The 14,284-nt window shown below is 65.5% G+C and carries 16 protein-coding genes, 1 tRNA gene, 1 other RNA gene and 2 pseudogenes; 6 read left to right on the forward strand and 14 right to left on the reverse strand.

Features of this window, described 5'->3' with window-relative positions:
• Nucleotides 1-57: 57 nt before the first annotated feature.
• Entirely contained in the window at nt 58-1,155 is a 1,098-nt protein-coding gene (locus ABD255_RS38530) for a Gfo/Idh/MocA family protein (protein WP_344221756.1), read from the reverse strand.
• Nucleotides 1,156-1,216: 61 nt separating this feature from the next.
• Between ABD255_RS38530 and ABD255_RS38535 the strand changes: the two genes are divergently transcribed.
• Genes ABD255_RS38535 through ABD255_RS38545 form a run of 3 tightly spaced genes read left to right on the forward strand, consistent with a single transcriptional unit; the run spans nt 1,217 to nt 2,905 of the window.
• Nucleotides 1,217-2,062: an N-acyl homoserine lactonase family protein gene (locus tag ABD255_RS38535; RefSeq protein WP_344221757.1), complete on the forward strand. Its 846-nt coding sequence runs from the start codon at nt 1,217-1,219 to the stop codon at nt 2,060-2,062.
• A complete protein-coding gene (locus ABD255_RS38540; protein WP_344221758.1) occupies nt 2,059-2,523 on the forward strand; it encodes a MarR family winged helix-turn-helix transcriptional regulator in 465 nt (154 codons plus the stop codon). The genes ABD255_RS38535 and ABD255_RS38540 overlap by 4 nt, the downstream gene beginning before the upstream one ends.
• 4 nt (nt 2,524-2,527) lie before the next feature.
• Nucleotides 2,528-2,905: an SRPBCC family protein gene (locus ABD255_RS38545; RefSeq protein ID WP_344221759.1), complete on the forward strand. Its 378-nt coding sequence runs from the start codon at nt 2,528-2,530 to the stop codon at nt 2,903-2,905.
• Here ABD255_RS38545 and ABD255_RS38550 read toward each other — a convergent pair.
• Both ABD255_RS38550 and ABD255_RS38555 read right to left on the reverse strand, forming a co-directional pair.
• Nucleotides 2,888-3,526 (reverse strand): response regulator transcription factor, encoded by a 639-nt coding sequence (locus ABD255_RS38550; protein WP_344221760.1) that lies wholly within the window; start codon nt 3,524-3,526, stop codon nt 2,888-2,890. The two genes, ABD255_RS38545 and ABD255_RS38550, sit on opposite strands and share 18 nt — an antisense overlap.
• Complete coding sequence (locus tag ABD255_RS38555; RefSeq protein WP_344221761.1) at nt 3,514-5,457, reverse strand: sensor histidine kinase; 1,944 nt, start codon at nt 5,455-5,457, stop codon at nt 3,514-3,516. Before ABD255_RS38555 ends, ABD255_RS38550 begins: the two co-directional genes overlap by 13 nt.
• A gap of 137 nt (nt 5,458-5,594) precedes the next feature.
• Between ABD255_RS38555 and ABD255_RS38560 the strand changes: the two genes are divergently transcribed.
• Complete coding sequence (locus ABD255_RS38560; protein WP_344221762.1) at nt 5,595-5,906, forward strand: hypothetical protein; 312 nt, start codon at nt 5,595-5,597, stop codon at nt 5,904-5,906.
• Between the two features lie 4 nt (nt 5,907-5,910).
• Here the strand turns inward: ABD255_RS38560 and ABD255_RS38565 are convergent, their stop codons facing one another.
• From ABD255_RS38565 to ffs, 3 genes are all read right to left on the reverse strand, one after another.
• Nucleotides 5,911-7,083: an acyl-CoA dehydrogenase family protein gene (locus ABD255_RS38565; RefSeq protein ID WP_344221763.1), complete on the reverse strand. Its 1,173-nt coding sequence runs from the start codon at nt 7,081-7,083 to the stop codon at nt 5,911-5,913.
• A gap of 132 nt (nt 7,084-7,215) precedes the next feature.
• Entirely contained in the window at nt 7,216-8,034 is an 819-nt protein-coding gene (gene nadE / locus ABD255_RS38570; protein ID WP_344221764.1) for an ammonia-dependent NAD(+) synthetase, read from the reverse strand.
• 134 nt (nt 8,035-8,168) lie between these two features.
• Nucleotides 8,169-8,265: signal recognition particle sRNA small type (ffs, locus tag ABD255_RS38575), an RNA gene on the reverse strand.
• 178 nt (nt 8,266-8,443) lie between these two features.
• Here ffs and ABD255_RS38580 point away from each other — a divergent pair.
• Nucleotides 8,444-9,256: a TIGR03620 family F420-dependent LLM class oxidoreductase gene (locus ABD255_RS38580; protein ID WP_344221765.1), complete on the forward strand. Its 813-nt coding sequence runs from the start codon at nt 8,444-8,446 to the stop codon at nt 9,254-9,256.
• Here ABD255_RS38580 and ABD255_RS38585 read toward each other — a convergent pair.
• Complete coding sequence (locus ABD255_RS38585) at nt 9,233-10,087, reverse strand: GNAT family N-acetyltransferase (protein WP_344221766.1); 855 nt, start codon at nt 10,085-10,087, stop codon at nt 9,233-9,235. The genes ABD255_RS38580 and ABD255_RS38585 overlap by 24 nt on opposite strands.
• Before the next feature lie 122 nt (nt 10,088-10,209).
• A complete protein-coding gene (locus ABD255_RS38590; protein ID WP_344221767.1) occupies nt 10,210-10,845 on the reverse strand; it encodes a CatB-related O-acetyltransferase in 636 nt (211 codons plus the stop codon).
• A gap of 80 nt (nt 10,846-10,925) precedes the next feature.
• Between ABD255_RS38590 and ABD255_RS38595 the strand changes: the two genes are divergently transcribed.
• A tRNA-Ser gene (locus ABD255_RS38595) sits at nt 10,926-11,013 on the forward strand.
• 145 nt (nt 11,014-11,158) lie between these two features.
• On the opposite strand, the gene ABD255_RS38600 is transcribed toward ABD255_RS38595, so the two are convergent.
• From ABD255_RS38600 to ABD255_RS38625, 6 genes and pseudogenes are all read right to left on the reverse strand, one after another.
• Complete coding sequence (locus tag ABD255_RS38600) at nt 11,159-11,326, reverse strand: hypothetical protein (protein ID WP_344221771.1); 168 nt, start codon at nt 11,324-11,326, stop codon at nt 11,159-11,161.
• 33 nt (nt 11,327-11,359) lie between these two features.
• Nucleotides 11,360-11,479: pseudogene (locus ABD255_RS38605) on the reverse strand (hypothetical protein); the annotation flags it as partial.
• Nucleotides 11,449-11,988 carry a tyrosine-type recombinase/integrase gene (locus tag ABD255_RS38610; protein ID WP_344221768.1) on the reverse strand — a complete coding sequence of 180 codons (540 nt, stop codon included), beginning with the start codon at nt 11,986-11,988 and terminating at the stop codon, nt 11,449-11,451. The pseudogene ABD255_RS38605 and the gene ABD255_RS38610, both read right to left, overlap by 31 nt.
• A gap of 105 nt (nt 11,989-12,093) precedes the next feature.
• Nucleotides 12,094-13,011: a restriction endonuclease gene (locus ABD255_RS38615; RefSeq protein WP_344221769.1), complete on the reverse strand. Its 918-nt coding sequence runs from the start codon at nt 13,009-13,011 to the stop codon at nt 12,094-12,096.
• A 278-nt stretch (nt 13,012-13,289) separates the two neighbouring features.
• Nucleotides 13,290-13,772, reverse strand: a complete 483-nt coding sequence (locus ABD255_RS38620) for an AbiJ-related protein (RefSeq protein WP_344221770.1) — start codon at nt 13,770-13,772, stop codon at nt 13,290-13,292.
• Between the two features lie 56 nt (nt 13,773-13,828).
• Nucleotides 13,829-14,284, reverse strand: a pseudogene (locus ABD255_RS38625) (helix-turn-helix domain-containing protein); the annotation flags it as partial.

A 14,284-nucleotide genomic window follows, 5' to 3' on the forward strand; every position in this document is an offset into this window, starting at 1 on the left:
ACGCGTGTCATGTTGGCCATGACCTCATAGCGACCTGCCGGTGCACTGAGGAGGAACTCACCCGGCACCCTCACGCGACCACGGCTCAGGCCCGACCGCCACGGCCTGACCGGTACTGGCGGACTCCCCGATGGCGAGAGCGATCAGATGGTCCTGCGACGCCTCGGCGAGCGGGTACGGCGGCTCGCCGTCGCCGCGGCACCAGTCGGTCATCCGCGCCAGCAACGTCCCGATCGCGATGTCCTCGTCGGCCAGCCGGACGCCGGGGAACGGATTGCGGTAGACCACCGAGCCGTCGAGGCTGAGGTGATCGAGCGCGAAACCCTCCAGGTTCAGGTCGATTCCGGTCTGACGGCGGACCACCCGCGACTCGACCGCGGTCACCGGGTCCGCGAGCCGGACCAGGCGGTCGTCGACCAGTTCACCGTGGCTGCCGCGAACGACGATCCGGTTGCCGCGCAGCGGGTTGTGCCATTGGTTGTCGGTGAAGTCGTACAACGCCATCCGTCCCGCACCGAAGTCGATCGTCGCGAGCGTGGTCGTGGCGTCCGTCGGAGCGGTATCGCCGGACCAGCCGTCGCGTTTCAGCGGGTCGGCCAGCGGCGCCACGAACTGCCGGGCCTCGATGGTCGCCGGCGCCCGGCCGACGCCGAGCAGGAGCCGGAGCACCGAGACCGCGTGGTACAGGTGAGTCGACGACATCTGCACGGAGCTGACCGCACCGAGCGTTCCGGCTCGCACCACGGACAACTGCGCGGCGTGCGAGGGCAGGAACGGATTCTGCTCGGCGACCTGCACCAAGCCGGTGTCGCCGACCTCGGACCACAGCCGGCGAAGCCCCTCCACATCAGGCGCCGGCGGCGTCTCGGTCAACACCGGGATGCCCCTGGCAACGAGATCCGCGGTCAGTCCCGGCGCGGTCTCCCACGGTACCGAGACGATGACGAAGTCCGGCTTGTCCGCGGTGACCAACTCATCCACCGACCGGAAGGTGGGCACCCGCCACTCCCGCTCGACCTCCCCGCCGCGTTCGGCGGATCGCGTGACGACACCGCTGACGGCGAACCGCTCCGGCATCACCTCCGCCAGCCGCAGGAAGAACTCGCTCCGCCAACCGCTACCGACGATTCCGTACCGCCCAGGCTGTGCCGTCATGTCCCCATTCTCACCGCAACCATTAGTTGACACGACATACATGTCGTGTAATGTATTGATCATGGAGATCAACAGCGTCAGCGCCCTCAGCACCGGAAACGTCCGGATCCGGCCTGAACACGTCGGCCCGACGGACAAGAACATGTACGTCTGGCTCGCGACCTCCAAGGGCTGGACCGCGCCGCGGCCGATCACTGTCTATGTCGTCGAGCACCAGGACGGCCTCGTGCTGTTCGACACCGGTCAGGATCGAGCCTCCGTCACCGACCCCGGCTACTTTCCCGGCGGCCTCAACGGCGTCGTGTACGACCGGCTGGCGACCTTCGAGATCGCGCCCGAGCAGACTCTTTCGCGCCTGCTCGCCGACAACGGCCACGACATCCGCGACGTGCACACAGCCGTGCTCTCCCATCTGCACCAGGATCACATCGGCGGCCTGCCGGAGCTGAGCAAGGCACGGATCGTGGTCGCGGACGAGGAGTGGAAGTCGATGCGCCGGCCGCTACCCGCCGCGCGCGGCTACCTGCGGCGGCACATCGAACGCCGCGATCTGCGCTGGGAACGCATCCACTTCGAGGGCATCGACCCGATCGGCCCGTTCCAGGACGGACACGACCTCTTCGGCGACGGCAGTCTCATGCTGCTGCCGACGCCGGGGCATACGCCCGGCTCGCTGTCGATGCTCGTACGCCGACCGGCCGAGCCGCCGCTGTTGATGGTCGGTGACCTCACGTACGACGCGGAACTGCTCAAGGCGGGCCAGATCCCCGGCGTCGGTAAGAAGGCCGAGCTCCACCAAGCCGTCGCCAAGGTCAACCAATTGCGCGAGTTGTTCCCCGACCTGGTTGTCCTCGCCGCCCACGACCCCTCCGCCCACCTCGCCCTGCAGGAGGATGTCGCCTCATGAAGCCCGCGGAAGAACTGCGCTACCTGATCCTGGCGATCCAGCGGGAGGGGAACCGGCTGCTGGCCGCGGAGCTCCGACCCCTGGGCGTCACCCCGTCGCAGGCCGAAGTCCTACGAGTACTGCGCGACCACGGACCTCTCACGCTGAGCGCACTCGGAGGACTCCTGGTCTGCGAGACCGGCAACAGCCCCAGCCGTCTGGTGGATCGTCTGGTGGCGCAGGGGTTGGTCCAGCGCGACACAGACCCCGACGACCGGCGCTACCTGGCTCTGAGCCTCACTCCCGAGGGGAAGGCGTTGAGCAAGCGCATCGTGGCAGCCGAAGAGGCACTCCACGACGCCATCGATCAACTGGTCACCGGACAACCGGTAGACGAGACCATCACCACCCTGCGCGCGGTCGCCGGCGCCTTTCCCGCGGGAGAGGCCCTGGCCCGGCGGCGAGCGGCCGAGGAGGCCTGACCCCATGGAACACGCAAGTCTGAAGATCGATGGATCACCTGCCAAGGTGCTGCTCGACCCACTGGCTCTGCCGCTGTGGAACGAGGCATTCCTCAGCATCGACGGGCCCCAGACACCAGAGGTCGGCGTGCGCTACGAACTGCGCGTGCGGCCCGGCCTGAACGGCTGGCTCGAGTACACGGAGATCACCCCGAGCCGGATCGAGATGACCTGGCACGTACCGGGTTTCCGCGAGCGTGGCCTCTGGCTGCTCGAGGATGGCCTGGTCACGCACTCCTTCGAGCACGCCGGGCCGCTGGCCGCAGTACTGCGGTCTGCGTATCGCGGGATCGCCGCAGTACGGCTGGAGCGGTTGCAGCAACGGCTACTGGTTGTTCCTTAGATACGTCAGTACTGCGTGCACTCGGCGATGCGTGGCTGACGACTCGTCGAGGGAGAGCTTCTGGAAAATCGAGCGCAGGTGACTCTCGACCGTGCGATCGGTGACGAAGAGCCTGCTCGCGATCGCGGCGTTCGAGTGACCCTCGGCAACCAGTCCGAGAACCTCTAATTCCCTTGGGGACAAGGGTTCCAGCTCCGACCGGCGGGGAGCGAGCAAGGCCGAGACGACCGCGGGATCAAGCGCGGACCCACCAGCCGCGACTCGGTCGAGCGCGTCAAGGAAGTCCTCCACCCGGAGAACCCGATCCTTCAGCAGGTAACCAAACGCGCCGGTCGACACGAGTTGCACGGAGTGCCGGGTCTCGAGGTGCTGGGACAGCAGCAGGATCGGCTGATCCGGACGGTGCAACCGGATCTCCCGGGCCGCGTCAGCGCCGTCGTCAGTCATCATCGGCGGCATCCGCACATCGATCACGGCGATCGCGGGCTCGTGCTGGATCACCGCTTCCACCAGACCGTCCGCGCTGCTCAAGGACGCCACGACCTCGTGACCCGCCGAGGTGAGAAGTCCCGCGAGCCCTTCCCGGAACAACGCCGAATCCTCGGCGATCAGGACGCGCACGGCAGCACCGCCTCGACCGTCGTACCGCCTGCTGGTTCGCTGGTCACGGTGAGTCGACCGCCGACGGAGCCGACCCGGTCCCGCAACGCCGTCAGGCCCTTGTCGGCCGGGACACCGCCGATCCCGTCGTCGATCACGGCGACGCGCAGACCGTCTTCCTGACGTTCGACGTTGATGCCGATCCGGGAGGCGCGGGCGTGCTTGAGTACGTTGGCCATCGCCTCCGCGACGACGAAGTACGCCGTCACCGTGACGACCTCCGAGCTCGCGGCGTCCTCGACCTCGAAGTCGACCGGCAGCGGGCATTCGGCTCCCAACCGCGCCAGCGCCGCAGGCAGGCCGTCATCCAGACTCGCCGGCCGTACTCCGTGGGCCAGGCGGCGGAGCTCGCCGACAGTCGACTCGAGGCGCTCGACGGCCAGTTCGAGATCGGCCGAGACCGGGTCGCCCGCCCGCAGCCTGTACTGCGCGGCACGCAACTGCATGCCGATGGCAACCAGTTGTTGCTGCGCGCCGTCGTGCAGATCGCGTTCCAGCCGACGGCGTTCGTCGATCGTCGCCGAGACCAGGCGCCGACGGCTCTCGGCCACGTCGGTCAGCGCCCGCCGCAGTCCGATCCGGAGCCGGCTGACCTCGATCGGCAGCCGGGCGGCGGACGCGGCCAGCTTCACCCGGCGTAGGTGGCGCATCGAGCCTGGGCGGACCAGGATGACGCCGATGTCCGCGCTCGCGGTCCGTAGCGGCACGCTCATCCGGTCCTCGGGAGGATCCTGCGTTGTGCCGGCCAGGTTTACCAGTCCTGTCCCGGCTGGATCAGACAGGAGCAGAGTCAGCTCTGGGTCGCGGACGGCGGAGCGGAGTACGGTCTCGACATCTTCGGGTTCGGCTGAGCCGTCGCGGACTTGCTCGACGAAGCGCTCGATCTGCTCGACCAGGACGGTCCGGTCGCGGTCGAGGACCTTGCCGACGGCCCGATGGAGCCTTCTGTGCAAGGGAAAGAGGAGCAGCGCCACCAGGAACACCGAGCCGGTCAACCCGATGGCGGAATCCCGTCCGGCCAGGTAGCCGGTGAGGACGACACCGGCAGCCAGCAGGGCGGCGGCGATCAGCGTGGTCAGGAACCAGGCGACCGAATCGCTCAGAATCCGGTCGATCTCGAAGAGGTCGTAGCGCAGCACGGCGATCGCGACGGCGGCCGGGACGAGGACGAGAATCCCCAGCAGGAAGGCCGAGTACGCCTCCGGGCCGACCAGCTCGAACGAGGTGACGATCCAGCTGGCCACCATCACAGCGACCACCACCCCGGTGGCGAGGATGAGCCAGCGCAGCTGTTGCTTCGTGCGGTCACCGCCGCGGCGGTAGCGCAGTACGACGCTGGCGCCGCAGGCAATGACTACCACCAACAGGAGTCCGAGCGCGCTGATCATCAGGGGCAGCCAGATCGGCTCCGGCACGAGAACAGGCGCTGTGAAGTAGCGGGGCTCTCCGTAGTCGATGGTGACGGTCATCGCCACGCCGACCGCCAGCGCTGACACCGGTACGCCGGCTGCGACGACCCTCCAGCGGCGCTCCGGCAGCAGCCCATCAGGGAAGACCAGCAGCAACGCAAGAAGACCGGTCAGCTGCCACGGCCAAGCGACCACGCCCAGGGCACCCACGAAGTCCGCTTCTGGCCAGGGCGCGCGACCCCACGCATCCAAAGCCGGTACTACGAGCAGCGACGCCGCCAGCCACGCCACTGCCGCCCCCACCGGCCCACGCGGAGCCCGTACTGCGATCAGCCAGCCCAGCGCGAGTGGCACCACACCCAGCAGGTAGAGCGCAGTCGGCCAGCCGTCACCGTTCGGGCGAAACGCGCCCAGGGCAAGGACCACTCCGGCGGCGAGGCACACGGCACTCGCCAGCCAGATCGGCCAGAACCTGCGGCTCATGCTCGCATTGTGCACCGGAATCGCGCGTTCGGTGATCAGTGCAGGCACTGACTACCTGTTCAGCGCAGGCCTCGATGTGCGGGAGGTCCTCCGCGGGCGACCTTGGATGCACCGACAACATCTACGGGAGGATCACCATGATCGCCATACTCACCATCCTCGTCGCCCTGCCCCTCGGCCTGCTGATCCGCAACCGGCTGGCGGCGTACCTGACCTACGCGATCCTGTTCGCACAGGTCTTCACCTTCCAGACCGCGACGCTCGTGATGGAGTGGGCCAAGGGTTCGACCTCGGCCTTCCCGGCGGACCCGACGGAGTTCGGCAGCACCTTCGGCTACCTCACCTTCACCAGTTCGATCTACGCGGTCGGCTTCGGCCTCATCACCCTCGGCCACTGGCTCCGCAACCGCCGCCGCACGCGGACGGACGCAGTACTGCTGGACAACTGATGGATCAGCTGAAGTGGGCGCCCGGTTTGCGGTAGCCGCGGAGGAGGTCGCGGGAGATGATCAGGCGCTGCATCTCGTCGGTGCCCTCGAAGATGCGCCAGAGGCGGACCTCGCGGAACCAGCGCTCGATCGGGAGCTCCTTGGTGTAGCCCATCCCGCCGTGGATCTGCAGGACCCGATCGGCGACCCGGTTCACCGTGTTCGTGCCGTAGAGCTTGGCGATCGCGCTGTCGTGCTGGGGAGGCCGGCCCTGGTCGACGGTCCAGGCGGCGTACAGGACCAGCCATCGGGCGGCCTCCAGCTCGACCTCCGAGTCGGCGATCATCCACTGGATCGCCTGGTTGCCGCCGATCGGAGTACCGAAGGTCTGTCGGGTGTTGGCGTGCTCGATCGCCAGCTGGAGCAGCCGTTCGCAGGCGCCGATACCGCGGGCCGGGATGATGAAGCGGCCCTTCATGATCCAGCGCATCGCCAGCTCGTAGCCCTGGCCGACCTCGCCCAGCACGTGGTCCTGCGGCACCCGGACGTCGTCGAAGTTCAGCGTCGCCGGGACCGCCTGGCCCATCGTCACGATCGGGTCCGAGGTCCAGCCCCGGTCCCGGTCGACCAGGAACGCGGTGAAGCCGCCCTTCGAGCCCATCTCGGCATCCGTCACCGCGATGACGATGGCGAAGTCGGCTTCGTTGCCGCCGGTGATGAAGGTCTTCTCGCCCCGGATCACCCACTCGTCGCCGTCGCGGCGCGCGGTAGTGCGGATCGCGCGCGTGTCGGACCCGGCGCCGGGCTCGGTGATGGCGAAGCACGACCGCCGCTCGCCGGAGATGGTCGGAAGCAGGTACTCCTTGCGCTGCTCCTCGTTGCTCTCGAAGAGGATGTTGTCGGCCTCGCCGCCGAACGAGAACGGTACGAAGGTGCGGCCGAGCTCACTGGTGATCAGCGCCTGGTCGACCGCCGACAGGTCCATCCCGCCGTACTCCTCGGGCGTGCTCAGCCCCCAGAACCCGAACGACTTCGCCTTCAGCCGGAGGTCCCGGACCACGTCCGGCTCCACTCCTGGCAGCCCCTCCCGCTCCCGCTTGAGGACGTCGTTCTCGAGCGGCATCAGCTCCTTGCGGACGAACTCGCGGGTGGTCTCGCGGATCGCCTGCTGTTCCTCACTGAGCGAGAAGTCGACCATCGGCCCTCCATCGGTCGGGGTGGTTCGTCCACCGTAGGCGCATCCGGGCCGGGTGACATGTCGATGGAGATTCGCGGCGGTCCGGCTGGAGGTTCGGAGTACGGCTGCTGCGGTTGCTCCGGCTGGTGCGGGTCAGGGGGCGATCGGCATCGCGCGCTTGTGGATGGTGCGGCGGTGGTGGCCGATGATCGTCTCTGCCGCCTCGTCGCTGACCGGCTTGCCCTCGAGGAAGTCGTCGATCTCGTCGTACCTGACGCCGAGCGCCTGCTCGTCGGGAAGGCCCGGCTTGTCGGACTCCAGGTCCGCCGTCGGCACCTTGCCGGTGATCTGGTCGGACGCGCCCAGCTGCGAGCCGATCGCCCGCACCCGGCGCTTGGTCAGCCCCGCCAGCGGAGTCAGGTCGCAGGCCCCGTCGCCGTACTTCGTGTAGAAGCCGACCACCGCCTCGGCCGCGTGATCCGTACCGACCACGAGCCCGCCGCGAGCCCCGGCCACGACGTACTGCGCGATCATCCGCTGGCGCGCCTTGATGTTGCCGGTGTGGAAGTCCGCCCGGTCGCCGAGATCCGAATGCTTGACCGACTCGACCATCGCGTCCGTCGCGGACTTGATGTCCACGGTGAGCACCTCGTCCGGGCGGATGAACTCGAGCGCGCGCTGAGCGTCGTCTTCGTCATGCTGCACGCCGTAGGGCAGGCGCATCGCGACGAAGGTGGCGTTCCCGCCGCCGGCCCGGACCCGCTCGACGGCGAGCTGGCACAGGCGGCCCGCAGTACTGGAGTCGACGCCGCCGCTGATGCCGAGCACGTACGTCGTGGCGCCGGTCAGGCTGAGCTGGTCGGCCAGGAAGCTGATCCGGCGCTCGATCTCCAGCTCCGCGTCGAACGAGGGGGACACCCCGAGCTCTGCAATGATCAGTTCCTGCAGGTACCGGCGGTCGAGCTCGCTCATCGGACTCCCTCGGTAGACGTGGTCTTCGAGGTCAGCCTATTTCGCCCGCGACAGAGTCGAGCAAGGCAGCCCGGAGGGTCGCGGGCGAGGCTTCGGCCGGCGCCGGGATGCGGCCGGGTTCGTCCGGATCCGGACATAAGGATTCCCCGCGCACCCGGAAGAGCTCACTTACCCTTGCTGCCTTCCGGCCCTGGGGGAGTTGGGCGAGATACCGCCACGCGGGGAACCATCGAAGAGTGTACGGGATCCGGGGGCTCGACCAGGAATCCGGGGTCGGGGCGCCCCCAGCCCGCCCTCACAGCTGCCCACGGCAGGCTGAGCAAACCCTGCGAGCTCGCTCGCGTCCCCAACCAGGCACCGAGCCGACACCCACCGAAATACGCCCACCCCAGCATCAGTTACCAACGTCATGGCGATCCCCGACTTCGGCCCGTTCGGCATCACCACCGGCCTGACCAGCACCCCGCACTCCCTGGAAGCCGCAGCCGCCGCAGAAGACCTCGGCTATCCAGCGATCTGGCTCTCCGGCCTCCCCGGAGTAGGCCCACAAACCATCACCGACCTGATCGAAGCCACCCGCACCATCAACTTCATCACCGGAATCCTCTCGGTCGACCACTTCACCCCCGAAGACCTCAGTACGGCGTACAAGCAACTCGAAGCCTCCGCCCGATTCACCCTCGGCCTAGGCGGAGCGCACGGCCCGAACCCACTCGCCACCCTGAACGACTTCCTCGACCACCTGGACGCAGTACCGACAGACCGTCGCATCCTCGCCGCCCTCGGCCCACGCATGCTGGAGCTGGCCCGAGAGCGCGCAGCCGGCGCCTACCCCTTCCTCGTCACCCCCGCCTACAGCGCCGAGGCGCGCAACGTGCTCGGCCCAGACAAGCTCCTCGCAGTCAGCCACCTAGTCGTCGTCGAGACCGACCCAGACCGGGCCCGAGCGATCGCCCGAGACACGATCAGCTTCTTCCCGACGCTCCCGAGCTATGCAGCGTCCCTCAAACGCCAGGGCTTCACCGGCCAGGACCTCACCGAACTCCCCGACCACCTGGTCGACTCGCTTGCCGCCTGGGGCACCCCCGCCGACATCGCCGCCAAGCTCCGCGAACACCTCGACGCCGGCGCCGACCACGTCGCTGTCAACGTCATCACCGGCGTCACCGGGCCACAGCCGATCGAGCAGTGGCGGACACTAGCCCCCGCGTTGCTTGCTTAACAACGCCGGGATCCAGTGGTCGCCGTACCGGGCCTGGAGGTCGTCCCTCTTCCAGTCCTCACCGGTGACCACTCCACGGCAGAGCGGTGAGCCGCAACTGCACGCCATCTCGAAGTCCGTACCAGTACTGGTGCCGTAGTCGCTGGTGATCTCCTCACCCGCGGCGATGCCGCGCCGAGCCGCCAGCGTGACCGCGTCGATCCACCACAGATTCGGATCACAACTGTGGTTGCCATAAGCAATGGCCGGCCGAGGATCGTTCGGCAAGACCAGGTGCTCGTCGTCGTCCAGAGTGATCGTGTCCACCGGCGGATGCTCGAGCAGTTCCTCCAGCTCCGCGGTCGTGACCTTGCGCCCAGCCAGCACCGAGACGACTTCACCTTGCTTTATCGCCGCGCTGGCGAACAATCCCTTCCCCGCGATCCCGGAGTCTCCTACTTCCAGATGCGGATGCCCCCAACACAACTGCTTCTCGTACAGCCGCGCGACGCTCTCAAGCCTGTCGTACTTGTACGGCTTCTGCTCCCCAGTCGGCTCGAATCCCTGCCGCGCCCAAAACCCCGCTGCCTGCTCCGCGTTGGTATCCACCACAGCCAACCTGAGCGTCCTGATCTCCGGCCAGGTGCTTCCGACGTACTGCTCCACCGCCCTGTACGCCGCCGCGCCCACCCCGCGGCCCTGGTGGCTCCCATGAACTTCGAGCAGTCCGATGAAAGCAGTCTGCGCAATCGGATAACCCCTGAGCAGGTCGACGATCACAAGGAGCTGACGACCCTCGAATCCCCCGAGGACAACCTTCCGATCCTCTTCCACCCCATCCGGCCGCATCATCAGCAAACTCTGCGCATCAGCCGCCCCAGGCGGATACCCCGTGACCCGCTCGGTATACCCAGGATCAGACTCAATCAACTCCTGTACCGCGCCGACCTCGCCCCCGGTAATCCGTCGAAGCCTCACTCCGCCGCCTCCAACTCCGCAACACTGCCGGCCATGATCGCCCGCACGTTCCGGGTCACCTTTTCCACCGGCCAGTCCCACCACGCGACCTCGAGCAGCCGAGCGATCTCGTCGTCACCGAACCGCTTCCGGATCACCTTCGCCGGATTCCCACCCACGACCCCGTACTCCGGCACATCCGCGACCACCACGGCCCCCGACGCCACGATCGCCCCGTTCCCGATCCGCACCCCCGGCATCACCATCGCCTTGTACCCGAACCACACGTCATGCCCGACCACCGTGTCCCCACGCCCCGGCAACCCGGTGATCAACCCGAACTGCTCTCCCCAGGCTCCACCCATGATCGGAAACGGAAACGTGGACGGCCCGTCCATCCGATGGTTGGCCCCGTTCATGATGAAGGTCGTCCCCTCACCCAACGCGCAGTACTTCCCGATCCTGAGCCGCTCCGGCCCGTAGTGATACAGCACGTTCCGCTCGAAGAACCGCTCCGGCTCCACGGGATCGTCGTAGTACGAGTACTCCCCCACCTCCACCAACGGCGAGTCCCCCACCAGCGGCCTCAACAACACCACCCGCTGAACCCCCGCCATCGGATACACCACTCCAGGATCCGGCGCCATCTCCATACCCCCGACCCTAGGCGCGCCCCCACCCCCGCCACCCCCGATTTTCCTCCCCACCCCCACCTCGCGTATCCTCTCGCCTTGGAGGATTCGCCTAGAGGCCTAGGGCGCACGCTTGGAAAGCGTGTTGGGGGCAACCCCTCACGAGTTCGAATCTCGTATCCTCCGCCACTCCCTGAGAGGCCAGCCGACCAGTGTTTCCGCTGGTCAGCGCAGTACGTGGCACCTCGCAGGGGACGAACACAAGCCGGGCCGGTCGCATCGCGACCGGCCCGGCTTTTTCGTCAGGGTCTCAATAAGGGTCTCAATAGCTCTCTCAGGCCGACTTCAGCGCTCCTCCGCCATCGCCCTCGTCGGGCTCCTCGCCCTGGTCGTCATCCTCGCCGTCCGGCTCGGCCGACAGCCCGGGCCAGAGAAGGCCACCCACTCGCTTCGCAATATCCATCCGCACCGGCGCGGTGATGTGTTGGTACCGCTTCACCATAGCTGACGAGGACCAACCCATCAGGTCCATCACTGCCCGGTCGGGTACGCCCAGGAGCAGAAGAACCGTTGTTGCTGTGTGCCGGGCATCGTGCAATCGACCATCTCGGATTCCAGCCGCGACTAGCAGCCCTTTCCACTCCCGGTAGTCCATGTTCGGGCTGAGCGGCTTGCCGGTAGCCCGGCGAACATCCAGTAACCATCGGTCCACAGTTGGCGAGCTAGCTTCTTCTCCGCTGCTTGCTGCCTCCGGTGCTCCCGCAGGATCGCGGTCAGCTCCTCGGGCAGACCGATGGTCCGGCGACCGGCACGGGATTTGGTCGGAGCCGTCTCCGGCCGCGCCAACTGACGTTCCGGGCAGAAGCCAGGCTTCCGGCCGCACGGCTTCTTCGTGCAGCCGTGCTTGTACTTCGGTCTGTTGCGACTACGCCAAACTTTGAGAACTCCGGCCTTCAGGTCAACGTCTGCCCACTTCAGCCCGAGCGCCTCGCCCTGGCGTAGTCCCAAGGCCAGAGCGATTGCCCATCGAGCACTGTTCCGATGCTTGCTCGCCTCATCCATCAACGCCTTGATCTCCACCACCGAATACGGATCGATCTCGTGCTCTTCCTCCAGGTCGAGCCGTGGCGCGTTGGCCTTCTCCGCCGGATTCTCGACCGTCAACGCGCCACGCCTTTTGGCTTCACCAAGCGCTGTCCGGATCGTTCGATGCGCCTGGTGGGCCGTGCCCAAGAGGGGGAGTGAGGCAACTGTCCGCGTTCGGCTCGATCAGAACTGACTGACAGGGTAGTAGCACTCACCTGTCTCATTAGCGTGACGCTTCTTCCGCCTGAGAACCTCATCTAATCGGATGCGATCCTCCAATACTGCGAGTAGATCCAACCCGTCTAGGGTCATAAAGACGGTAGCGCGACTGTAGTCACTCAAAGCATCTTCAGTAAAGCCGTTGACACTTACCATCAAGCCCAGGGCGTTCTTGCCTTTCGTTCGAACTTTACTGGCAAAATGGTTTGCATCTTTTGTGTTGACGCGATCCGTAGTCCATTTCGCTTCAACCACATAGTCGTCAGTATCGAAATGGAAAGACCCATCGATCTGTTGATTCGGGATGTTATACGAGAGTCGCGGCTCAAGATCAAAGAGCCGAAATAAGTCATTGAGGAAGCCTTCGAAATCTCGACCTCGCTGTTGCGGATCGCCACTCGCTGACGACAGCCCGAAGAACCGATCCTTCATATCGGTCAACTCGTCCGCAAATCTCCGCTGAACTTCCGCCTGCTGAATATACGCGGATCGTTCAGCATCTAAGCGTTCACGCTCGATTATCAACTGTTCGTGAACCTTGGTCTGCTCTCGCAACTCTGTGACTGCAGCCTCAGCCTTGACCACCAGAGATTCTGCGTCTTCGTGGCGGTTCAGTTCTGGGAATGAGGACATATTCGCAATTTCCATCATCAGGCGCAGGGTCGCCTCTTGATAAATATTCTCATCCCGCATTAATCGATCGACCAACTCGTCAGAAACCTCACGCTTTGTAGCCTCAAAATTCAAGCCAATAAGCAACTCCGGGTGCTGCCTCAATGCTGTCCTGAGGTAACTATTGAAGCTGTTCTTGTACCAATAGATCACCGGCAGAGCATCGCGGAGAGCCTGATAAGCATTCGTCGAGATTCGCTTGTTCGCCATCCTCCACCGCCTCCCGTCTCGGCACGCCTAAGCACCAAACAGTACGCGCACCTACACAACCTTTCTAGGTTTGGATGTGGTGAGGTGGGGGTCCAATAGTCGGCTCCGCACCGCTGCTCGCGAGATCGCCCCGACGCGCTGAACGTCGCCTGGCGGAGGGGGCACCGCTAGTGGTTCATTTCGCCCGACCTCAGCAACCTCCTATAGTTCTTTCGCAGTCCCAATGGCCAATTCTGGATCACCAACTATCGCAGCCTCCATGCGAGTTATCTGCTGACTCAATAGGATGCATCAACTACTGTTGCGCTCCTAAGTTGCGTAAGGGCCGGTGAAGTATCCACAAGCCTTCTAGCTCCATACACGGTGTGGCCAGATATCTCGCTCGCCGAATGGAGTTCGTATCCATCCGCTCGCAGATGAGTGTTGTAAGACGCAACCAAGGCTGCCGCCTCGTCCTTATCTGGACGGACCACCGGATGAACGGTTTCGGCAAGGAACCGCAGAAACACTTCATCAGGCCCAGAAGAGAGCTGAAAGCGAGAGTCAGTGAAGACCCAATCATCATCCCAGTCGTAGTTGAGAACACGATGTTGGTATATATCTCGGTCGGCAGACGCGAATCGATTGTCAAACGACGGCATCTCACCCAGCGGGTAAATGCGTGCTAGGAAGTCGGGCTCACCAAGTCGCCCCTCCCAAGCCAGCTTTCCCAGAATCAGTTCGTCGATGATCGCCCGCCGCGTCACCTCAGTGATACCCATAGCCTAAAGGTACGCGTCCAGCGGGAGCCTAGATAGATCAGCCGCTGGCATTAGGTTCAGAGGCCGCGTAGGGCCTCTTCGAACTCGGTTACCAGTCCCTCGCGGGGGAAGCGTTGACGTAATTCCTGGTCGAGTTCTCCAGCGATCATCTGGAGGTGCATCTTGCTCTGGCGACCATCCTTGAGGCCGGATAGGCCTAGGTTTACGGCTTCCTCTAGATCGCCTTCGCGGCCCGCGACGATGCCGAGGGTGATGCGGCACTCTGAAACGCGCATCGGGCTTAGTTCGTGGCCGTCTGGGGTGATGTTGTCGCTGATCACGGTGCGGGCGTACTGGGTGGCCAGCTCGTCGTCTCCGGCGATGCGGTGGACGTCCATCGCGTAGTAGTCCCACTTAGCCGGGTCGACCTTGAAGTGGTTGTCCGGCCGGTCGGGGTACGGCACAGGGCCTCGGCAAAGTCGGCCGCTTGGGCGCGTGACCTGGGCGTTTGCTGATTGCTGACGCGGTGTGGC

The sequence above is a fragment of the Kribbella sancticallisti genome (genome assembly GCF_039530625.1).
Lineage (GTDB): Bacteria > Actinomycetota > Actinomycetes > Propionibacteriales > Kribbellaceae > Kribbella > Kribbella sancticallisti.